Consider the following 21,026-nt stretch of genomic DNA (forward strand, 5'->3'; position numbering starts at 1 on the left):
CACCTGAAAGAGGCACTCTTCGTGCGCAAGAACATCAAGATCACCGCAGCTGCCGCCGCCACCGCCGCCCTCGCCTTCGGCCTCACCGCCTGCGGCACGGACTCCGACCCGGCGTCCAAGAGCGAGACCGGCGCCAAGGCTGACACCTCCAAGGCCCTCGTCGTCGCCGCGTCCCCGACGCCGCACGCCGACATCCTGGACTTCGTCAAGAAGAACCTGGCGGCCAAGGCCGGCCTCAAGCTGGAGGTCAAGGAGTTCACGGACTACGTCCTGCCGAACACCGCCACCGAGACCGGCCAGGTCGACGCCAACTTCTTCCAGCACCAGCCCTACCTCGACGACTTCAACAAGAAGAACAACACCCACCTGGTCTCCGTCGGCACCGTCCACCTGGAGCCCCTCGGCCTCTACTCCAAGAAGGTCAAGGGCCTGGGTGACATCAAGTCCGGCCGGACCATCGCCGTACCGAACGACACCACCAACGAGGGCCGCGCGCTCCAGCTGCTCGCGGAGAACGGCCTGATCACCCTCAAGGACGGCGTCGGCACCAGCGCCAAGCTGAGCGACATCACCGACAAGAAGGGCCTCAAGTTCAAGGAGCTGGAGGCCGCGACCGTCCCCCGCGCCCTGAACGACGTGGACGCCGCCGTCATCAACGGCAACTACGCCATCGAGGCCAAGCTCAAGCCCGCCACCGACGCCCTCGCGATCGAGAAGGCCGACGGCAACCCGTACGCCAACATCGTCGCCGTGAAGAAGGGCAACGAGAAGGACGCCCGCGTCCAGAAGCTCGTGAAGCTCCTGCACTCCGACGAGGTCAAGAAGTTCATCGAGGACAGCTACCAGGGCTCGGTCATCCCGGCCTTCGGGTCCGCGGCCAAGTCCTGACCCCCACGCGGCATTTGCCCGACGAGCCCCGCACACCCCGCCCGGGTGTGCGGGGCTCCGCCGTGCGGACCCGCCCATGCACGGGCCCGGCCCGATGCTGCATGCTGTGCCTTTACACGGTCTTCGGCATGGAGCTGCGCATGACTTCCACCTTTCCGGACATCTCCATCAGCACGGATCGGTTGGTGCTGCGCCCCTTCGACATGGCTGACGTCCCCGCGTACATCGAGATGATGAACGACGAACTCGTCACGGCCTGGACCGAGGCACCCCACCCCTACACCCAGGTCGACGCGGAGCGCTGGGTCCGCAGGATCGCCCCCGCCCAGCGCACCAAGGGCGACGGCATCGTCTTCGCCGTCACCGAGTTCCTCACCCAGCGCCTCGTCGGCTCGGTCCGGCTGCACAACACCGACTGGCGGACCCTGGCCACGGAGGCCGCCTACATCACCGCCCCCTGGGCACGAGGCGAGGGGTACGCCACCGAGTCCGTGCTGGCCCTCGCCCAGTGGCTCTTCCGCGACCAGGGCTTCGAGCGGATAGAGCTGCGCACCGCCGCCGACAACACCGCCTCCCAGCAGGTCGCCCAGAAGCTCGGCTGCATCAGTGAGGGGATCCTGCGCAACGCCCGGATCGCCCGCTCACAGACCGAGGACGGCGGATGGGCCGACATCAGGACCGACCTGATCGTCTGGGGGCTGCTCCCCGAGGACCTGGAGGGAGTCGCCGAGCAGCTCGCGGACGCCGGTGGATACGGTACGTACAACGACTGGAACTGATCCCTCCCCGGCTCCGCACCGCACCGGCACGGACCCGGTGATCCCGCCGTGCCCGCCTCCGGGCGACCATCCCCGCCTGCACCGACTCCAGGAGACTGACGACAGATGGCCGACCGGGTCACAGTGATCGGCTGGGACGGCTCACCGATCAACCGAGCGGCCACCGCCGCGCTCTCGGCCGCCACGCTCGTCGCCGGAGCCGCCCACCACCTCGCACTGCCCGAAGTACCGCACGGCGCGGAACGGATCCGGCTCGGCTCGATCGACCTGGCCGCCCGCCGGATCGCCGGCCACCGGGGCAGCGCCGTGGTCCTCGCCGACGGCGATCCGGGATTCTTCGGCGTCGTACGCTCCCTGCGCGCGCCCGAACACGGCCTCGAAGTCGAGGTGGTGCCCGCCGTCTCCGCCGTCGCCACCGCGTTCGCCCGCGCCGGCATGCCGTGGGAGGACGCTCAGACCGTCGTCGCCCACCCCCGCACCCTGCGCCGCGCGGTGAACGTGTGCCGCGCCCACCACAAGGTCGCCGTCCTCACCTCGCCCGGCGCGGGCCCCGCCGAACTGGCCCTGCTGCTCGAAGGCGTCCACCGCACGTTCGTCATCTGCGAGGAGCTCGGCACCACCCGCGAACAGGTCACCGTCGTCACCTCGGAGAAGGCCGCCGACCACGTCTGGCGCGACCCCAACGTCGTCATCGTCATCGGCGGCGGCCCCGAACAGCGGGCCGACGGAGCGTGGATCGCCGGCCGCCACCCCGCCTACCCCCGGGGCGTACGCGGCTGGGCGCTGCCCGCAGGCGCCTACCGGGGCGAGGGAGCGGAACCCGTGGGGGAGAGCGGCGAGGGCGAGACCCCCGGGCTGCGCGCCGCCCAGCTCGCCCACCTCGGGCCCCGGACCGGCGACCTGGTCTGGGACATCGGCTCCGGCAGCGGCGCACTGGCGGTGGAGGCGGCCCGGTTCGGCGCCGCGGTCCTCGCCGTGGACAGCGACCGGGACGCCTGCGACCGCACCGCGGCGGCGGCGCGGGCCTTCGGAGTCCAGCTCCAGGTGGTCGAGGGCCGCGCCCCGCACGTGCTGGAAAGGCTGCCCGAGCCCGATGTCGTACGGATCGGAGGCGGCGGCGTCCCCGTCGTCACCGCTGTCGCGGACCGCAGGCCGGAACGGATCGTCACCCATGCCTCGACCCGGGACGAGGCCGAGGCACTGGGCGCCGCCCTCACCGAGAACGGATACACGGTCGCCTGCTCGCTCCTGCAGTCCGTCGAACTCGACACGTCCGCATGGTCGGAGCGCGAACGCTCGGTCGTCTTCCTGCTGTCCGCACTGCGTTCGGATCTCGCCCCCTGACCCTGTCGGCACACGGCGGGAGGTAGGCTGGCCGATCGTTGCACCGCGCCCGGATCATCGTCGCTTCGTTCGTCAATGTCCGGAAAAGGGGACCGTTTTGGCCCCCGTTGTGGTATGGCGAAACCGGGGGACGCGCAACGTGGCGCAGTCCACAGCGAGCCGTGGCGAAATGAGCTGCCGCGGCGGCGAACGACCGCGAGAATGCAGTATGTCCGCGACCGTTTCGTGCCGCGCGGCGCGCCGGCTCGTTCCACTGGACGAGCGCCTGTGTGCCGTGTTCGGGCGACCCGGGCGAAGGGCCGAAGGAGCACTGACGATGGGCGAGGGGTACGCATGAGTGACACCGGCCAGATCCCGGGCGAGGGACTGCCGGAGAACGCAGGCATGGTGGAGCAGCCGGGCGTCCCCGCCCCGGACGGCTACACCTTCCTCGATCCCTCCGAGCAAGCACCAGAGGACGACGACCTTCTGCTGATGCCCAGCCCCCAGGGCGCCTGGAGCGAGCCGCAGGCCGCCCTGCCCGAGCAGGGCGGTTACCCCTCGCGGCCGCCGGGCGACGACCATCCGGCGCAGAACCAGAGCACCGTGCGGACCCAGACCCAGGGCCCCGTGCAGTTCCAGGAGCAGGCGCAGGTCCAGGTGCCCGAGTACGCGATGCACGCTCCCGCCGAGTCGCTGCCGCGGACCGGCCAGGGGACCCACGAGTCCGGCGGCCGCGATTCGGGCTCCGTCGACCTCAGCGGCGTCCGCATCCCTTCGCCCGTTCCCGCGCCGGCACAGGCCCAGGTGCCGGTGGCCCAGGCTCAGACCCAGACGCCCGTGCGCCGGCCGCTGCACCGCGGACCGGCCTCGCCCGAGCCGGGCTACGGCGGCACGTCGGGCGGCGGCGTGGTCCGTTCGCTCGCGGACCGGGGCCCGGCGGGCGCGCCGCAGGCCCAGGCGCCTGCTCCGGCTCCCGCGCCCGCACGGCACGCGGGACCGGTCACGGCCGAACCCGAGTACTTCGAGATGACGGCCGAGGAATCGGCCGCGCTGCCGGGCCCGCAGCTCGGCGAGATCCCGCCGCAGGGGAACCAGTGGGCGGCCCAGGCGCCGCAGCAGGCCGCCGCGCCGGTCGCCGTGGAAGCCGAGCCGGCGGTGGCTCAGGATCCGCGGCCGGAAGCAGAAACGGTCGTCCCGGAGGCAGCCGCGGAGCCCGTGCCGGCCGCCCTGCCCGTCGAGCCCGCACCGGAACCCGCGCCGGTCGTGGCCGAGGAGCCCGTCGCCGTTCCGGTGGTGGCAGAGGCTCCCCCGGAGCTTCCGGCCGAGGCCCAGCCCGTACCGGCACCGGTTGAGGCTGTGGCCGACGCGCCGCCCGCTGAGGTGGCACCGGTTGAGGCAGCGTCCCTGGACGCGGCTCCCGTGGACGCGGCTCCCGCAGACGTAGCGCCCAACGACGTGGCTCCGGCAGATGCGGCTCCGGTCGACGTGGCTCCGGTCCAGGCGGCTCCGGCCGACGTGCCGCCGGTGGAGCCCGTGCCGGACGGTGCCTCGCTGGGCCGGTTCGTCACGGTGGGCTCGCTGCCGACCGCCCCGCACCCGGCCCCGACGCCCGTCGCCGAACAGCCGGCCGAGCCCGAGCCCGAGGCGGTCGTGGAGGCCGCGTCCGAGGTCCGGACGTTCGCCATGGAGCCCGTGCCGGTCGAGGCGGCGGAGGCACCGGAGGCCGAGACGGGCCCCGAGGTCATCGAGACCCCGGACCTGACGGACAGCACGGAATCCGCGCCGGTACAGGTGGCCGAGCCCGTCGCCGGACAGCCCGAGCCGGTCGTACCGCAGAACGCCCCGGAGCCGGTACGGCTGGAGCCCGTTCAGCCGGAGCCGGTGGACGACATCCAGGCCGCGGACGCGCCTGAAGCACCCGTTGAGGCACGCGAGGTTCTCCCGGAGGCCGAGGCCGAGGCCGGGACGGAAATCGAGGCGGAGGCCGAGGAGGCGCCCGCCGCCTCGCCCCCCGCGCCCGGTTACGACGACGCAGAGCGCGAGGCCGTCCTGCGCGTCATGCGCGAGCGCCGCGACATCCGCAACGGATTCCGCAACGACCCGGTCCCGCATGAGGTCCTGCTGCGGGTCCTGGAGGCGGCGCACACCGCGCCCAGCGTCGGGCACTCGCAGCCCTGGGACTTCGTCGTCATCCGTTCCGCGGAGACCCGCCGCTCCATGCACGAACTGGCGCAGCGCCAGCGCGACGCGTACGCCAAGTCGCTCCCCAAGGCCAGGGCCAAGCAGTTCAAGGAACTGAAGATCGAGGCGATCCTCGACACCCCGGTCAACATCGTCGTCACCGCCGACCCCACCCGTGGCGGCCGCCATACCCTGGGCCGGCACACCCAGCCGCAGATGGCCCCCTACTCCTCGGCGCTCGCCGTCGAGAACCTGTGGCTCGCCGCACGGGCCGAGGGGCTCGGCGTCGGCTGGGTCAGCTTCTTCGACGAGCGCGAGATGGTCCGTTCCCTCGGCCTGCCCGAGCACCTCGAAGTCGTCGCGTACCTCTGTGTCGGTTACGTGGACGAGTTCCCGGAGGAGCCCGAGCTGATGCAGGCGGGCTGGTCCAAGCGCCGCCCGCTGTCGTGGGTCGTCCACGAGGAGACGTACGGCCGCCGCGCCCTGCCCGGCGAGGAGCCGCACGACCTGCTGCAGGAGACCATCTCCAACATCCGGCCGCTGGACGCCAAGGCGCTCGGCGAGGCCTGGGAACGCCAGAAGCGGATGACCAAGCCGGCCGGTGCGCTCGGCATGCTGGAGATCATCTCGGCGCAGTTGTCCGGGCTCTCCCGGATGTGCCCGCCGCCGATCCCGGAGCCCGCCGCCGTCGCGATCTTCGCCGGCGACCACGGGGTGCACGCCCAGGGCGTCACGGCGTGGCCCCAGGAGGTGACCGGCCAGATGGTCGCCAACTTCCTCGGCGGCGGCGCCGTCTGCAACGCCTTCGCGGCCCAGGTCGGCGCCGAGGTGTGCGTGGTCGACGTCGGGGTGGCCGCAGAGCTGCCCGCGACGCCCGGCCTGCTGCCCCGCAAGGTGCGCGCCGGGACGGCCGACTTCACCACCGGCCCCGCACTCACCCGCGAGGAGGTCCTCGCGGCGATCGAGGTCGGCATCGAGACCGCCCGCGATCTGGTTGCGGCCGGCAACAAGGGCCTGCTCACCGGTGAGATGGGCATCGCCAACACGACGGCGTCGGCCGCCCTGATCTGCGTGTACACCGGGATGGACGCGGCAGAGGTGACCGGTCGCGGCACCGGCATCAACGACGAGATGCACGCCCGCAAGGTCGATGTGGTCCGCCGCGCCCTCGAACTGCACCGGCCGGACCCGGCCGATCCGATCGGTGTGCTCGCGGCCGTCGGCGGCCTGGAGCACGCGGCGATGGCCGGGTTCCTCCTCGGCGGGGCCTCGCTCCGTACGCCGGTCATCCTCGACGGCGTCAGCGCGGGCGCCGCGGCGCTGGTGGCCCGTGCCATCGCGCCGGAAGCCCTGGCCGCCTGCATCGCGGGCCATCGCAGCGCAGAGCCCGGCCACGTCGCCGCGCTCAACAAGCTGGGCCTGCGTCCGCTGGTCGACCTCGACCTCCGCCTCGGCGAGGGAACGGGCGCACTGCTGGCACTGCCGATCGTGCAGAGCGCGGCCCGCGCGATGCACGAGGTGGCGACGTTCGACTCGGCGGGCGTCACGGAGAAGTAGGACGCCGTCCGCGGGGGTTTCGGGGGCGCTGCCCCCGGACCCCCGCTCCTCGATCGCCGGAGGGGCTTTCATACCCAGCCTCGCCGGCGTTTGAGGCGCGGGGTCCGGGGCGGAGCCCCGTGGGCGGACCCGATGCCCGCCCACCTCCGCACCCCACCCCGTATCGTGAACCCGCACGTCACAGCCGCTCCACCGCCGCAGCGGCCCGCACACCGCACCGCACGAGGAGCCCGCACCGCCATGGCCGAGCACGCCGTTCACCCCGCGTACCCCGTCGGACTGCGCCTGAGCGGGCGCCGCGTAGTCGTCGTCGGTGGCGGCCAGGTCGCTCAGCGCCGCCTCCCCGCCCTCATCGCGGCCGGCGCGGACATCGTCCTCGTGTCGCCCTCCGCCACCGCGTCCGTCGAGGCGATGGCGGACGCGGGCGAGATCCGCTGGGAGCGCCGGGTGTACGCCGACGGGGACCTGACGGACACCTGGTACGTGCTCATCGCGTCCGACGACACCGCGGCCAACGACGCCGCCTCCGCCGAGGCCGAGCGCACCCGCACCTGGTGCGTCCGCAGCGACGACGCGGACGCCGCCACTGCCTGGACCCCCGCCACCGGCCGCAGCGAGGACATCACCGTCGCCGTGCTCACCACCGACGGGCAGGGCGGCCGCGACCCGCGCCACTCCGCCGCCGTCCGCGACGCCATCGTCGAGGGCCTGCGCGACGGCACCCTCGCCGCACCCCACCACCGCACCAGGACCCCCGGCGTCGCCCTGGTCGGCGGCGGCCCCGGCGACCCCGACCTGATCACCGTCAGAGGCCGCCGGCTCCTGGCCGAGGCCGACGTCGTCATCGCGGACCGGCTCGGCCCGCGCGACCTGCTGGACGAACTCCCCCCGCACGTCCAGGTGATCGACGCCGCGAAGATCCCGTACGGCCGCTACATGGCGCAGGAAGCCATCAACAACGCGCTGATCGAGCACGCGAAGGCCGGCAAGGCCGTCGTCCGGCTCAAGGGCGGCGACCCCTTCGTCTTCGGGCGCGGCATGGAGGAGGCCCAGGCGCTCGCCGCCGAGGGCATCGCCTGCACCGTCGTCCCCGGCATCTCCAGCTCGATCTCGGTGCCGGGCGCGGCCGGTATCCCGGTCACGCACCGAGGGGTCGCCCATGAGTTCACCGTGGTCAGCGGCCACGTCGCCCCCGAAGACGAGCGTTCGCTGGTCGACTGGTCGGCCGTCGCCCGGCTGCGCGGCACCCTGGTCCTCCTGATGGCCGTCGACAAGATCGGCGCCATCGCCCGCGCGCTCATCGCCCACGGCAAGGACCCCGAGACCCCGGTCGCCCTGGTCCAGGAAGGGACCACGGCCGCCCAGCGCCGCGTCGACGCGACGCTCGCGACCGTCGGTGAGCGGGCCGAGGCGGAGGACGTGCGCCCGCCCGCCGTCATCGTCATCGGTGACGTCGTCGCGGTCGGGACGACCAGCACCGGAAATTCCGCCGAGTAACCATCGGTAACGGATCTTCCTCCAGACCGTTGGCACCACACACCGGACAAGGCAGTATCAACCTGTGGCTGATCTCATCACCGTCGATGACCCCGACGACCCCCGACTGCGCGACTACACCGGCCTGACAGACGTCGAGCTCCGGCGCAGGCGAGAGCCCGCGGAGGGCCTCTTCATCGCCGAGGGCGAGAAGGTGATCAGACGCGCCAGGCAGGCCGGGTACGAGATGCGGTCCATGCTGCTCTCGGCGAAGTGGGTCGACCTGATGCGCGACGTCATCGACGAGGTACCGGCCCCCGTGTACGCGGTCAGCCCGGAGCTGGCCGAGCGCGTCACCGGCTACCACGTGCACCGGGGCGCCCTGGCCTCCATGCAGCGCAAACCACTGTCGGCCGCCGACGAACTGCTGCGCACCACCCGCCGCGTGGTCGTCATGGAGGCCGTCAACGACCACACGAACATCGGGGCGATCTTCCGCAGCGCCGCCGCTCTCGGCATGGACGCCGTCCTGCTCTCACCGGACTGCGCCGACCCGCTGTACCGGCGCTCGGTCAAGGTCTCGATGGGCGCGGTCTTCTCCGTCCCGTACGCCCGGCTCGACACCTGGCCCAAGGCGCTGGAGACCGTACGGGAGGCGGGCTTCAAGCTGCTCGCCCTGACGCCCGACGAGAAGGCCAGCAGCATCGAGGAGGCGGCGCCGCACCGGATGGACCAGGTGGCCCTGATGCTCGGGGCCGAGGGGGACGGACTGTCCACCCAGGCCCTCGTCGCCGCCGACGAATGGGTACGGATCCCGATGGCCCACGGCGTCGATTCGCTGAACGTGGGCGCGGCGGCCGCCGTCGCCTTCTACGCGGTGGCCACCGGCCGCCCGGAGAACTGACGCCCGCAGGGGTACGGCTACTGCTCGCCCAGGCCCAGGCCCAGGCTCTGGCCCGGGTTCTGGCTCTGGCCCGCGCCGAGGCCGCGCGCCGGCCCCTGACAGCCCTGGGCCGCCGCGATGCCCAGCGCCACCAGCAGCGTCACCACGACGAAGACCACGAGCCGCTGCCGCAGCAGCCGGGGATTGGCCGGACGCCGTCCGGTCGAGGTCGAACGCGTCCCTGGCCGGGTGCCCTGCCTGCCCTTCGTCCCGTTCGCGCCCTGCGACCGCTTGCCGGTACCCGTCGTGCCGCGCGGCTGCCGCTCCGGGCGCGAACCCCCGGTGCGCGGCGGCGCGCTCTGCCGGTTCTGCGGACGCGACAACGGAGCGGGGCCGGGGGCGCGGCGGGTCTGCTGCTCGGTGTACGGGCCGTCGAGCCGGCCGGTCGGCCGGTCCGCCTCCTGGGCGGAGCGCTGGGCCGGGGGCCGGCTCTCGTGCAGACCCTGCGCCTCCCGGGCGGCGATCTCCTTGAGCCGCATGGAGAGTTGGAGCGTGCTCGGCCGCTCCTCCGGGTCCTTCGCCAGACAGGCGCTCACCAGCGGGGCGAGCGCGTCGTGCACGTCGTGCAACTGCGGTTCCTCGTGCACCACGCGGTAGAGCATCACCTCGGAACTGCCGTGCCCGAACGGTGAGTCGGCCATCGCCGCGTACGCCAGCGTGGCGCCGAGCGAGAAGACGTCCGTCGCGGGCGTCACCGCCGCGCCCCGCACCTGCTCGGGGGCGAGGAAGCCGGGCGATCCGACCGCCGTACCGACGTGCGTGAGGGTGGACGCGCCGGTCGCCCAGGCGATCCCGAAGTCGATGATCCGAGGGCCCTTGGGGGAGAGGAGGATGTTCGACGGCTTCAGGTCACGGTGGACGACCCCCGCCTCGTGCACGGCCACCAGCCCCTCGGAGAGCGCCGCCCCGATCGAGGCCACCTCCGCGGCCGACAAGGGGCCCTCCTCGGCCACCTTGTCGTGCAGCGAGGGCCCCGGCACGTACTGCGTGGCGAACCACGGGCGCTCCGCCTCCAGATCGGCGGCCACCAGCCGGGCCGTACAGCCGCCGCGGATCCGCCGGGCCGCGGACACCTCGCGGGCGAACCGCGAGCGGAACTCCTGGTCCTCCGCCAGATCCGGGCGGATCACCTTCAGCGCCACCCGCTGCCCGCGCCGGTCGGAACCGAGGTAGACGACACCCATGCCGCCCGCCCCGAGCCGCCGGTGCAGCCTGAACGAACCGACGACACGCGGGTCCTCGCGCCGGAGCCGCATCATCGCCATGTCTGCCCATCCCCGCTGCCTGGTCCGCCTGACGAGGCACAGCTTACGTACCCGCCGCCCGGGGTGCTCAGAGGCCGCGCCCTCGCCGTCGAATCGATTGTCAGTGCCGGGTGGGAAACTTGAGGAGTGGTCAGGGAGCCGCGGATCCAGGCTGCCCGGCCCGTGCGAGATCTCAAAGGTCCGTCGCAGAAGGGGGATTGGATCAGTGAAGGGCGATCGAGTCGAGATAGTCGTGGACGCGGGGGACACCACCCGTACCTACGAAGTAGTGGCCTCCAGAGCGGGCCGGCGGGTGGAGACAGCGGTCCGTCGGGGGGTGGTCGAAGTGAGTGAAGTCACCAGGAGCGGGTCAGTGGTGCGCACCGCCCGCTTCATGGCGACCAGGGTGCTCGCCCTGGTCGAACAACCGGTACCCAGGGAGGACGCTTCCGAGCGTCCCCTCGGGGATGACCCCAAGGTCAGCCCGGCCGGTCTCCACCCAGGGGAGTAGCCGACCACCGCCGGCTCATCCTCCGGGAGGCCCGGCATTCGGTACGCGGGCATGACGCCGCCCGTCGGCCGAATCCCTAATGTTGAAGTTGTGCGGCGGGCGTCGCACTCGTCCCCCGAGGCCAGACGCCCGCCGCTCCACATCAGGTCAGGAGAGGAACCATGGCGGACACGGCAGCGCGGACCATGATCCGCACGCAGGGACGCAAGGCGTACGCCTCGTTCGGCAGCCGTCCGTCGTCCGGCAAGCGCCACCCGCTGGTGGCGACGGCCATGGTTCTTCCTCTGGCGGCCCTGCTCGTAGTCGTCTTCGGCGGCTGGGATGCGGTGGTCACACAGGCGTCGTCCGTGGGCGTGATGCTGGGGCGCTGAGCGGCGCCCCGGGTCCGGAAGAGCGGTTCGGACCGGGACATCCGGCCAACAACCCCGTGGGGACGGGGGTGCGGCGGACGGCAGCGTTTGTCCGGTCAGCTGGGGAGCTGACCGGACATCGCGCTGTCCGGGGCCGTTCAGGGGCCGCGCCGTCTTCGAGCCATCGGGTTCCTCACACGGGGCGGAGCCCGGGGCGCGACCGGTCCGGGCGGCCCGCGTAGGCTCCTCTGCGGGTACGGTGCCGGCCGGGCCCGCAGATCCTGCGCCACCGGGGGAGACCGTGACCACCGCAGTCGTACGTGCGCTGGGCGCCCTCGCCCACGACGCGGCCCACGCCCACACGCCCGCCCCGGCCGGCTGCGACTGCCCGCCGCCCCTCGTGCTCGCGGACCGGGCGGACGGCACCGTGGTCCGCAGCGGCGCGGTCGTCGCCAAGGCCCATGCTCCCGGCACGGACACCGCCGCCCTGGCCGCACGCCTGCGGCTGTCCGCCCGCCCCGCCCTGGCGGACGTCCTGCTCGCGCCCCTTCCCGTGCCCGCACATCCGCCGGTGACCCCCGTGACGGCCGCAGAGCGTCCCGCCCAGCCGTCGCCGTACCTCACCGAGCTGCACGGCCGCCCGATCACGCTGTGGCCCTACGCAGAGCCCGTGGACCCGGGTGACCCGGACGCGGCACCGTGGGAGGAGGCCGCCGCGCTCCTGGCCCGCCTCCACAGCACCCCGCTTCCGGCTTCGGGGATCCCGGGCCCGGGGATTACGGCTCCCGGTCTCGCGGCTCCCGTGCTCCCGGTCATGCGGGGGCCCGCGAAGGCGGCGCTCGCCGTGGACCGGATGCGGGCGGCGCGTCCCGGTGACCCGTCCACCGGGCCGGTGCTCGCGGCCTGGGAGCGGCTGCCCGGCTGGGCGCGTGACGAGACCCCCGCCCCCGAGGACGGCGCCCGCTTCCTCTGCCACGGCGATCTGCACCTGGGCCAGCTCGTACGGCATCCCGCCGCCCCGCGCGGCCGCTGGCTGCTGATCGACGTCGACGACGCGGGCATCGGTGACGCGACCTGGGACCTGGCCAGGCCCGCAGCCTGGTACGCGGCCGGGCTGCTGCCGCCCGAGGTCTGGTTCCGCTTCCTGGGCGCCTACCGGGCCGCCGGCGGGCCCGCGCTGCCCGCGGACGGCGACCCCTGGCCGGAGTTGGACGTCGCCGCCCGCGCCCTGACCGTTCAGACCGCCGCACTGGCCCTCGCCAAGTCGGCGGCGGAGGGCCGGGATCCGGATGAGGTGGAACAGATGATGATCGGGAGCTGTGCCCGAATTGCTACTCTCCCACCCGAGTTGGCCACCGGAAACGCGTCGTAGGGTGAACCGACCGTCGGCGGGCACGCATTCCGGCGACGGCTAACCGACGGCGAGGAGTGAGCCCGAACATGCAGTGTCCCAAGTGCCACGCACCGATGCACACGTACAACCGCAACGGCATTCAGATCGAGCAGTGCAGCGGCTGCCGGGGAATATTCCTGGACTATGGCGAGCTGGAGTCCCTGACCCGCATGGAAGCGCAGTGGACGCAGCAGGCTCCGCCCCCGCCGCCCGCACCGCAGGCCTACCCGGCCGCCCCCGCACCCGCCTGGGGCGCCCCGCACCAGCAGCACCACGGCGGCCACCACGGGCACTACCGGCAGAAGAGCTTCGGCCGGATGCTCTTCTCGTCCTGACCCGGCTCGCCCCGTGCCGTGGCCCGGACAGCATCCGTCCGGGCCACGGCACGGCCGCGTACGGCAACGACGAAGCCCCGGTCGTCGAGACGACCGGGGCTTCGGACTGTGCGCGATACTGGGATTGAACCAGTGACCTCTTCCGTGTCAGGGAAGCGCTCTCCCGCTGAGCTAATCGCGCAGGGTGACCCTGCGTGTACTGCGTGCGCGATACTGGGATTGAACCAGTGACCTCTTCCGTGTCAGGGAAGCGCTCTCCCGCTGAGCTAATCGCGCGGGGGTCCTTGCGGACCGGTGGACGATACTGGGATTGAACCAGTGACCCCTTCCGTGTCAGGGAAGTGCTCTCCCGCTGAGCTAATCGTCCTTGGAGGTGGAGACGGGATTTGAACCCGTGTAGACGGCTTTGCAGGCCGTTGCCTCGCCTCTCGGCCACTCCACCAGGGATGGGGGTTCGGGAAGATCCCCCACCTTCTGCGAGCGGACGACCAGGTTCGAACTGGCGACCTCAACCTTGGCAAGGTTGCGCTCTACCAACTGAGCTACGTCCGCTTGTCGGTTCCGGTTCACTTGCGCGTCCCGGCGACGTGATGAACTCTAGCGGATTCCGGGGCCAGTACAAAAACGCGTTTGTGCAGCGTGCTGAGGTGCACTCGCCCCGGCGCAGGTCACCGCGGGCCGTCCTAGACTCACCGACGTGCACGACCTTGCCCCAATGGCCCGCTTCGGCGGCCTCGTCGCCTCCGATCTGCGGGATGTGACCAGCGACCCAGCAGCCCTCGACTCGTCCGGGTTCTGGGCCGTGTCCGCCGATTTCGAGGGACGGCTCATCTGCGCCCGCTTCGCCACCGTACGCACCGCCGCCGTGCCCGCCCCGGTGCCGGGACGGTGGCACGGGCCCGCCGCCGGTGACTGGAGCTCGTCGCTGGACCGCGCCGCGTACATCGCCGCCGTGCGCCGGATCCGCGCGTACATCGCGGCGGGCGAGGTCTACCAGGCCAACCTCTGCCGGGTGATGACGGCCCGGCTGCCGGACCCGTCCGCGGCCGACGTGGACGCCCTCACCGCGTTGCTGGCGCGCGGCAACCCCGCCCCGTACGCGGGGACGATCCGGCTGCCCGCGCACGGCGTGGAGATCGCGACCGCCTCCCCCGAACTGTTCCTCCGCAGGGACGGCCGCACCGTGGAGTCCGGACCGATCAAGGGCACCGGCCGCACGGAGGACGATCTGCTGGAGAAGGACCACGCGGAGAACGTGATGATCGTCGATCTGGTCCGCAACGACCTCGGACGGGTCTGCGCCACCGGGTCGGTCACCGTTCCCGCTCTGTGCGCGGTCGAGAAGCACCCGGGCCTCGTCCACCTGGTCTCCACGGTGCGCGGACTGCTGGCGGAGGGAACCGGCTGGCCGGACATCCTCGCCGCGGCCTTCCCGCCCGGTTCGGTTACCGGCGCCCCGAAGACCAGTGCGCTGAGGATCATCGGCGAGTTGGAGACCGCCCCGCGCGGCCCGTACTGCGGTGGCATCGGCTGGGTGGACGCCGACCGCGCCACCGCCTCGCTCGCCGTGGGCATCCGCACCTTCTGGACCGACCGCACCGGGGCCGCCCCCCTCCTGCGCTTCGGCACCGGCGCCGGCATCACCTGGGGATCGGATCCGGAACGGGAATGGGACGAGACCGAACTCAAGGCGTCCAGGCTGCTCGCGGTAGCGTCGGGCGCACACGAAGCAACCGGAAGGACCGCACCATGAGGATCTGGGTCAACGGCGAACTGTGCGACGCCGATGACGCACGGGTGTCCGTGCTCGACCACGGGCTCACCGTGGGCGACGGCATCTTCGAGACGGTCAGGACGACCGGCGGCAGGCCCTTCGCACTCACCCGGCACCTCGACAGGCTGGCCCGCTCCGCCCGCGGACTCGGCCTGCCGGCGCCCGACCAGGACGAGGTGCGCCGGGCCTGCGCCGCCGTCATCGAGGCCAACCCCGCCGCCCTCGGCCGGCTCCGGATCACGTACACCGGAGGCATCTCGCCGCTCGGCTCCGACCGGGGCACCGCCGGACCCGGTCTGGTCGTCGCGCTCGGGGAGGTGAAGCGCCGCCCGGACACCACGGCGGTCATCACCGTCCCCTGGACGCGTAACGAACGCGGCGCGCTCACCGGGCTCAAGACCACCTCGTACGCCGAGAACGTCGTCGCGCTCGCCCGCGCCCACGAGCGCGGCGCCACCGAGGCGCTCTTCGCCAACACCGTCGGACAGCTCTGCGAGGGCACCGGATCCAACGTCTTCGTCGTCCTCGACGGGCAGTTGCACACCCCGCCGGTCGCCTCGGGCTGCCTGGCCGGGATCACCCGGGCCCTGGCGGTGGAGTGGACGGGGGCGCAGGAGACCGAACTGCCCTTCGACGTACTGGAACGGGCCGAGGAGGTCTTCCTCACCTCCACGCTCCGCGACATCCAGGCCGTCCACCGGGTCGACGGCAGGGAGCTGCCCGGAGCTCCCGGGCCGGTGACCGCCAAGGCCATGAGCGTCTTCGACGAGCGGGCCGGCGACGACCTGGACCCGTAGCCGGTTCCGGCGTGTTTCACGGCTGCCGGCCGTGAGAACACCCGGGATGTCCATAAGGGATGTCCGTAAAAGCGGATGACGGCGTCGCGGGCGGGGGATAGAAATCCCCTGATGACCACGACACTCCGGCCTTCCGGGCCGATACGGCAAGGCGCCGACGGCGCACGGGACCGCGCGTACGACGTGTGCGACAACGGGCGCCCCGTCGGCGCCGTCGAGATCGCCGTCGAGCCGGGTTCGGCCGGCGGGGCCGGAGTGCTGCGATCCCTGCGGATCGACGAACCCGTCCGCAGGCGTGGCCGCGGGACCATCGCCGCGCTGGCGGCCGAGGAGGTGCTGCGCGGCTGGGGCTGCACTCAGGTGCGCACGGAGGCCGGCGCCGCCGACACCGCGGCGCGGCGGCTCACCGCCGCACTCGGGTACACCGAGCGCAGCAGGAACATGATCAAGTCACTGCCACCGGTTCCTCCGGCCCTGCCGGACGGGCTGACCGCGCGCCCGATGGCGCCCGGCGAGTACGCCCGGTGGGAGGAGGGGGCCATCGCGGGTTACGCGGAAAGCCTGGTCACCCGGGGAATCCCGGAGGAGGCCGCGCTGCGGGCCGCCCGTGCCTCCCACGCCGGGCACCTTCCGCACGGTCTGGAGACCGAGGGCGCCCAGCTGCACCTCCTGATCCACGAGGGCGGGACCGTGGGGTGCGTCTGGGTGGCCCCGTTCGAGATGCACCCCGGCGTGCTCGTCGGCTACGTGTTCGACGTGGAGGTGCAGGCAAAATTCCGGGGCCGGGGGTACGGACGGGCGCTGATGCTTCAGGCGGAGCGGATCGCTCTCGCGGCGGGGCACGAGCGACTGGGCCTGCACGTGGTCACGGCCAACATCCCGGCGGTCCGGCTGTACGAGTCGCTGGGCTACGAGCCGACCATGTACAACCTGGCCAAGCAGTTGTAGCCCCCGCCGAGGCCCGCAGGGAGCGCGGAGGGCTCAGCCCTGTCCGGAGAGCAGCCGGTCGGCGATCTCCTCGATCCGCTCGCGCAGCCCCTCCTGGCTCTTGCCGCCGTCCAGCCGCTCTCCGCCGATCACATAGGTCGGGGTGCCGGTGACCCCGATCGCCTTGCCCTCCGCCTGGTCGGCGTCGACGATCAGCAGGTGCCGGCCGTCGATCAGGGCGGTGTCGAACTCCTCCGCGTCCAGCCCGAGTTCCTCCGCCACCTCGATCAGCAGCGGCTCGCCGGTCCGGCCGAGGTCTGCGGTGCGGGCGAGGACCGCCTCGATGTACGGCCAGTCCTTGCCCTGCGCCGCGGCTTCCTCCGCGGCCTGTGCGGCGGCGTAGGCGTGCTTGTGCTTCTCCAGCGGGAAGTGCCGCAGCCGCACCTCGATCCGGTCGCCGTACCGGGCCCGCAGGGCGTGCACATCGGTGAGGGCGTGGTGGCAGTCGGGGCACTGGAGCTCGCACCAGATGTCGAGAACGACCGGCGCTGCGGGGGTGGAATCACTCATGGGACCAGTCTCCCAGGGTGCGGAGGAGAGTCCCGACCGGCACCGGGACAGGCACGGGCGCGTACGGCCCCGGTCGACCGTCCGCACGGCACCTGCGGAGGATCCCGGCCCTGATATGTCCCTGAAGTGGGCTCCGGGCGTGGCCCCGGGCCCATGGACAGGTGCAGGATGGAAGGGACGTTTCCCCTGCGCCTGGAGGCACCGATGCTTGCCGAGACCATTTGTTCCGCGGCGTCCGCGGCGGGCCTGGGCATCGCCGCCGTCACCGCGTACCGGAAGCGCTTCCTCGCGGCGACCAGGATCGCGGCCTACTCTTTGGTCCCGGTCGGTCTGGTGCTGACCGGTGTCGTCGAGTGGGTCACGGACATCGCCTTCAAGCCGAGCGTCTGGCTGGGCTTCGGCCTGCTGGGGGTTGCCTGGCTGCTGTTCATCACGACCCGCGCGGTCGAACGGCGCACTGGCGGTACCCGCAAGGAACGCAAGGCGGCGGCCCGTGCCGCGCGGGAGGGCGCGGTGGAGCCGGCCGCCTCGGCGCCTTCGCTGGGAGCGGGCGCCCCGGCGGCCCAGCAGCGGGAGAGGCCGGAGAAGCAGGCCGCCGCGAGCGGATCGGGCGAGGACTTCAGCGACATCGAGGCGATCCTGAAGAAGCACGGCATCTGAGGCACGTCACGTCCGCCCCCGCCGCTCCGGTGTTCCGAGCCTGGTGTTCTGCGCTCCCTGAATCGATTCACGCATGATTCTTGACGGTATTCAGGGATCAGGGCTAGCGTCCCGACCGGATTGAATCAATTCACTCACGCCGTCCGTACGATGGGGTGACGCCGCTGGATCAGTGCGGCCAAAGGGCACCAGTGGGGCAGGACACAAGTGGCGCGTGTGGCAGGGATCAAGGATGTGGCCCGGCAGGCCGGGGTCTCCGTGGGCACGGTCTCCAATGTGATCAACCGGCCGGAGACGGTACTCCCGGAGACGCGAGCGCGGGTGCTGGCGGCCATCGAGGACCTCGGCTACGTCCGCAGCGAGTCCGCCCGCCAGCTCAGGGCGGGACGCAGCCGGATCATGGCTCTCCTCGTCCTGGACATGGGCAACCCCTTCTTCGTCGACATCGCCCGCGGGGCCGAGCGCGCCGCCCGGCAGGCGGGCCTCGGCGTGATGGTCTGCAACAGCGGCCAGAGCCCCGCGGAAGAGGCCGAATACCTCGGCCTCTTCGCGGAACAGCGGGTCTGCGGCGTCCTGGTCACACCGGCCGACGCGACCGGCCGCAACCTCGAATCCTTCAGCCGCCACCGGATTCCCTACGTCTTGGTGGACCGGGTCGCATCCGGCACCGGGACCTGCGCGGTCTCCGTCGACGACGTGCGGGGCGGCGCCCTGGCCGTCGGGCACCTGATCTCGGCCGGGCACCGCTCGGTGGCCTACGTCAGCGGACCGGGCGACCTGCACCAGATCAGGGACCGCCGCACCGGCGCGCTGTCCGCCCTGGCCGAGGCCGGACTGGAGCCCGAGGCCCTGGTGGAGATCCCCTCCGACCGGCTCGACGTGGCGGCGGGACGCGACGCCGGAGCCCGGCTGCTCGGCCTGGTGCCGCGCCCCACCGCCGTGTTCTGCGCCAACGACCTGCTCGCCCTCGGCGTGCTGCAGGCCCTCTACGCGGCCGGTGTGCGGGTCCCGCAGGACGTCGCCATCGTCGGATACGACGACATCGAGTTCGCCGCCGCCGCTGCCGTGCCGCTCACCTCGGTCCGCCAGCCCGCCGTGGTGATGGGCCGGATGGCCGCCGAACTCCTGCTGGAGGAGGCGGACGACGACGGCCGCCACGAGCACCGCAGCGTGGTGCTCCAGCCGGAACTCGTCGTACGCGCGTCGAGCTCCACCCCGCGCTGAGCCCCCCGCGCGACCCGTCGCGCCCGGTGCTGTTTCCTTGATCCGTTCACTCGTGTCATTCACCTGTGTCCTACACCTGTGCCGTTTTCCTCAGCCTGCCCGAAACGGAGACGCCGTGCCCCTGTTCGACCTGCCCCTGGACCAACTCCGCTCCTACCGCCCGGAGGTCGCTGAACCCGACGACTTCGACGCCTTCTGGCAGCGCACCCTCGAAGAGGCGTCCGCCCACCCGCTGGACGCCGAATTCGCCGTGTACGACGCGGCGTTGAGCAATGTCGTTTCCCACGACGTGTCATTCGCCGGCTGGGGCGGACACCGTATACGCGCCTGGCTGAACGTGCCCGCCGGTGCCGAGGGCCCGCTGCCCACCGTCGTCCACTACCTGGGATACGGCGGCGGGCGCGGGCTGCCGCACGACCACCTGGTGTGGCCCGCCGCCGGCTGGGCGACCCTGCTCGTGGACACCCGGGGGCAGGGCGCCGTCAACAACAGCTCGCCGGGCTCCACCGCGGACCCGCACGGCGGCGGCAACCCGCAGTCGCCCGGCTTCATGACCCGGGGCATCCTCGACCCCGACGAGTACTACTACCGCCGGGTGTTCACCGACGCGGTGCGCGCCGTGGAGGTGGCCCGTACCCACCCGGCCGTCGACGCGGACCGGATCGTCGTGCACGGCGGCAGCCAGGGCGGCGGCATCGCGCAGGCGGTGGCGGGGCTCAGCCCCCACGTCAAGGCGGCTCTCATCGACGTACCGTTCCTGACGCACTACCGGCGCGCCGTGGAGCTCACGGACCGGGACCCGTACCAGGAGATCGTCCGCTTCCTGTCCGCCCAGAACGGCTTCTCCGAGCAGGTGTTCCGGACCCTCTCGTACTTCGACGGCGTCAGCTTCGCCGCTCGGGCGGCGGTGCCCGCGCTGTACTCGGTGGCCCTGATGGACGCCGTGTGCCCGCCGTCCACCGTCTTCGCCGCCTACAACCACTGGGCCGGCCCCAAGCAGATCGAGGTCTACCCCTGGAACGGTCACGAGGGCGGCGGCTCGCCCCACCAGGCGGTGCAGCTGCGCATGCTGCGGGACCTGGACTGACGGCGACGCGGCGGGGGAGTGCGGGGCGGTCCCGAATGTGTGATGGGAGATCGGACGCCGGAGCGATTTCGGCCACCACGTGAGGGGTGAACTCCCGTCATAAAGACGAGTGTTGATCGCCAACGGGGCCGGCCTGCGTCATGATCGTCCCGAGATGGTGGACACCTCCCGGGGCGACGCCCCCGCACCCCCCGCCGAAGAGCCGCGTGGCTGCCTCTTCGCGCTTTCCCAGCCCCCTCTGATGATCTTCCTCACGGTGGTCGGGGGCCTGCTGCTGATGGCCGCGTTGCACGATCTCTTAGTGCTGTGAGGGGTCAGTCGGCCGTCTCCCGGCGGCGCGCCCGGTACGCGGCGACGTGCAGGCGGTTACCGCAGGTGCGGCTGGAGCAGTAGCGACGGGAACGGTTGCGGGAGAGGTCGACGAAGGCGTGCCGGCAGTCCGGCGCCTCGCAGCGCCGCAGCCGCTCCGTCTCGCCTGCCACGATGATGAACGCGAGGGCCATCCCGCAGTCGGCGGCCAGGTGGTCGGCGATCGAGGCGTCCGGCGCGAAGTAGTGCACGTGCCAGTCGTAGCCGTCGTGGTCGCTCAGCTGCGGCGTGGTGCCCGCGGCGGCGACCAGGGAGTTGACGAGCGAGGCGGCGGTCCGGGCGTCCGGCGCGGCGAAGACCGCCGCGAACCGGTCCCGTACGTCGTGCACGGCCCGCAGGTCCTTCTCGTCGAGCTCGGTCACCCCGCTCATGCGGTGGCGGGCGGCGAACGCGTGGAGCGCGGGGATGCCGGCGAGCCCGTCGGCCGGCGCTCCCTCCTGCGGCTGTGCGCTCTCGGGCGCGGTGTTCACCAGAGCGACCACCGTGTCGAGGGCGATCCGGGTGTCGTGTGGGATCAGCACGCATTCGCTCCCTGGCCTCCGGCGGGCGGGGCGCCCACCGATGCCGGATGACTCTACTGGCACGGCGGCGGTGTGCGGGGGCGTGTGCACGCGGACCGGCGCCGTCACCACGGT

At 72.4% G+C, this 21,026-nt stretch carries 20 protein-coding genes and 5 tRNA genes; 17 read left to right on the forward strand and 8 right to left on the reverse strand.

Annotated elements, in window-relative coordinates; all coding sequences use genetic code 11:
• Positions 1-21 precede the first annotated feature (21 nt).
• The 6 genes from RLT59_RS32605 to RLT59_RS32630 all read left to right on the forward strand — a co-directional run bounded on the left by RLT59_RS32605 (position 22) and on the right by RLT59_RS32630 (position 9,111).
• Positions 22-888, forward strand: coding sequence for a MetQ/NlpA family ABC transporter substrate-binding protein (locus tag RLT59_RS32605; RefSeq protein WP_311306725.1), 867 nt, complete (start codon positions 22-24; stop codon positions 886-888).
• Between the two features lie 101 nt (positions 889-989).
• Positions 990-1,667: a GNAT family N-acetyltransferase gene (locus RLT59_RS32610; RefSeq protein WP_024488847.1), complete on the forward strand. Its 678-nt coding sequence runs from the start codon at positions 990-992 to the stop codon at positions 1,665-1,667.
• Positions 1,668-1,772: 105 nt separating this feature from the next.
• On the forward strand, positions 1,773-3,011 hold the full coding sequence (gene cbiE, locus RLT59_RS32615; protein WP_311306726.1) for a precorrin-6y C5,15-methyltransferase (decarboxylating) subunit CbiE: 1,239 nt from the start codon (positions 1,773-1,775) through the stop codon (positions 3,009-3,011).
• Between the two features lie 333 nt (positions 3,012-3,344).
• Positions 3,345-6,731: a nicotinate-nucleotide--dimethylbenzimidazole phosphoribosyltransferase gene (gene cobT, locus RLT59_RS32620; RefSeq protein ID WP_311306727.1), complete on the forward strand. Its 3,387-nt coding sequence runs from the start codon at positions 3,345-3,347 to the stop codon at positions 6,729-6,731.
• A gap of 240 nt (positions 6,732-6,971) precedes the next feature.
• On the forward strand, positions 6,972-8,228 hold the full coding sequence (cobA, locus tag RLT59_RS32625; protein WP_311306728.1) for a uroporphyrinogen-III C-methyltransferase: 1,257 nt from the start codon (positions 6,972-6,974) through the stop codon (positions 8,226-8,228).
• 64 nt (positions 8,229-8,292) lie between these two features.
• The gene (locus RLT59_RS32630) at positions 8,293-9,111 is read left to right on the forward strand and encodes a TrmH family RNA methyltransferase (protein WP_311306729.1); all 819 of its coding nucleotides are present in this window, start codon (positions 8,293-8,295) and stop codon (positions 9,109-9,111) included.
• Positions 9,112-9,128: 17 nt separating this feature from the next.
• On the opposite strand, the gene RLT59_RS32635 is transcribed toward RLT59_RS32630, so the two are convergent.
• The gene (locus tag RLT59_RS32635; protein WP_311306730.1) at positions 9,129-10,415 is read right to left on the reverse strand and encodes a serine/threonine-protein kinase; all 1,287 of its coding nucleotides are present in this window, start codon (positions 10,413-10,415) and stop codon (positions 9,129-9,131) included.
• Positions 10,416-10,620: 205 nt separating this feature from the next.
• On the opposite strand from RLT59_RS32635, the gene RLT59_RS32640 reads away from it, so the two are divergent.
• The 4 genes from RLT59_RS32640 (at position 10,621) to RLT59_RS32655 (ending at position 12,983) form a co-directional block, all read left to right on the forward strand.
• Positions 10,621-10,905, forward strand: a complete 285-nt coding sequence (locus tag RLT59_RS32640; protein ID WP_311306731.1) for a DUF8836 family protein — start codon at positions 10,621-10,623, stop codon at positions 10,903-10,905.
• A 161-nt stretch (positions 10,906-11,066) separates the two neighbouring features.
• A complete protein-coding gene (locus RLT59_RS32645; RefSeq protein WP_073737491.1) occupies positions 11,067-11,276 on the forward strand; it encodes a hypothetical protein in 210 nt (69 codons plus the stop codon).
• Positions 11,277-11,556: 280 nt separating this feature from the next.
• On the forward strand, positions 11,557-12,627 hold the full coding sequence (locus tag RLT59_RS32650) for a phosphotransferase family protein (protein WP_311306732.1): 1,071 nt from the start codon (positions 11,557-11,559) through the stop codon (positions 12,625-12,627).
• A 68-nt stretch (positions 12,628-12,695) separates the two neighbouring features.
• Positions 12,696-12,983 (forward strand): TFIIB-type zinc ribbon-containing protein, encoded by a 288-nt coding sequence (locus RLT59_RS32655; protein WP_311306733.1) that lies wholly within the window; start codon positions 12,696-12,698, stop codon positions 12,981-12,983.
• Between the two features lie 109 nt (positions 12,984-13,092).
• Here the strand turns inward: RLT59_RS32655 and RLT59_RS32660 are convergent.
• The 5 genes from RLT59_RS32660 to RLT59_RS32680 form a co-directional block, all read right to left on the reverse strand.
• Positions 13,093-13,164: transfer RNA gene (locus RLT59_RS32660), tRNA-Val, on the reverse strand.
• Between the two features lie 23 nt (positions 13,165-13,187).
• Positions 13,188-13,259 (reverse strand) — tRNA-Val (locus RLT59_RS32665).
• Positions 13,260-13,278: 19 nt separating this feature from the next.
• Positions 13,279-13,350 (reverse strand) — tRNA-Val (locus RLT59_RS32670).
• A gap of 1 nt (position 13,351) precedes the next feature.
• Positions 13,352-13,425: transfer RNA gene (locus tag RLT59_RS32675), tRNA-Cys, on the reverse strand.
• 37 nt (positions 13,426-13,462) lie between these two features.
• A tRNA-Gly gene (locus tag RLT59_RS32680) sits at positions 13,463-13,535 on the reverse strand.
• Positions 13,536-13,698: 163 nt separating this feature from the next.
• Between RLT59_RS32680 and RLT59_RS32685 the strand changes: the two genes are divergently transcribed.
• From RLT59_RS32685 to RLT59_RS32695, 3 genes are all read left to right on the forward strand, one after another.
• On the forward strand, positions 13,699-14,736 hold the full coding sequence (locus tag RLT59_RS32685) for a chorismate-binding protein (protein WP_311307940.1): 1,038 nt from the start codon (positions 13,699-13,701) through the stop codon (positions 14,734-14,736).
• A complete protein-coding gene (locus RLT59_RS32690; RefSeq protein ID WP_311306734.1) occupies positions 14,733-15,554 on the forward strand; it encodes an aminotransferase class IV in 822 nt (273 codons plus the stop codon). Before RLT59_RS32685 ends, RLT59_RS32690 begins: the two co-directional genes overlap by 4 nt.
• Positions 15,555-15,665: 111 nt before the next feature.
• Positions 15,666-16,502, forward strand: a complete 837-nt coding sequence (locus RLT59_RS32695) for a GNAT family N-acetyltransferase (RefSeq protein WP_311306735.1) — start codon at positions 15,666-15,668, stop codon at positions 16,500-16,502.
• Positions 16,503-16,535: 33 nt separating this feature from the next.
• Here RLT59_RS32695 and RLT59_RS32700 read toward each other — a convergent pair whose 3' ends face one another.
• Positions 16,536-17,051 (reverse strand): DsbA family protein, encoded by a 516-nt coding sequence (locus RLT59_RS32700; RefSeq protein ID WP_311306736.1) that lies wholly within the window; start codon positions 17,049-17,051, stop codon positions 16,536-16,538.
• Between the two features lie 204 nt (positions 17,052-17,255).
• Here RLT59_RS32700 and RLT59_RS32705 point away from each other — a divergent pair, with 204 nt between their 5' ends.
• From RLT59_RS32705 to RLT59_RS32720, 4 genes are all read left to right on the forward strand, one after another.
• Positions 17,256-17,711: a hypothetical protein gene (locus RLT59_RS32705; protein WP_311306737.1), complete on the forward strand. Its 456-nt coding sequence runs from the start codon at positions 17,256-17,258 to the stop codon at positions 17,709-17,711.
• A gap of 207 nt (positions 17,712-17,918) precedes the next feature.
• Complete coding sequence (locus RLT59_RS32710) at positions 17,919-18,935, forward strand: LacI family DNA-binding transcriptional regulator (RefSeq protein ID WP_311306738.1); 1,017 nt, start codon at positions 17,919-17,921, stop codon at positions 18,933-18,935.
• 115 nt (positions 18,936-19,050) lie between these two features.
• Positions 19,051-20,022: an acetylxylan esterase gene (locus tag RLT59_RS32715; RefSeq protein ID WP_311306739.1), complete on the forward strand. Its 972-nt coding sequence runs from the start codon at positions 19,051-19,053 to the stop codon at positions 20,020-20,022.
• A 154-nt stretch (positions 20,023-20,176) separates the two neighbouring features.
• Positions 20,177-20,332 (forward strand): hypothetical protein, encoded by a 156-nt coding sequence (locus RLT59_RS32720; protein WP_311306740.1) that lies wholly within the window; start codon positions 20,177-20,179, stop codon positions 20,330-20,332.
• 4 nt (positions 20,333-20,336) lie between these two features.
• Here the strand turns inward: RLT59_RS32720 and RLT59_RS32725 are convergent, their stop codons facing one another.
• Positions 20,337-20,912 (reverse strand): CGNR zinc finger domain-containing protein, encoded by a 576-nt coding sequence (locus RLT59_RS32725; protein ID WP_311306741.1) that lies wholly within the window; start codon positions 20,910-20,912, stop codon positions 20,337-20,339.
• Positions 20,913-21,026 lie beyond the last annotated feature (114 nt).

Origin of the sequence: Streptomyces sp. ITFR-6, assembly GCF_031844725.1 — a bacterium.
Lineage (GTDB): Bacteria > Actinomycetota > Actinomycetes > Streptomycetales > Streptomycetaceae > Streptomyces.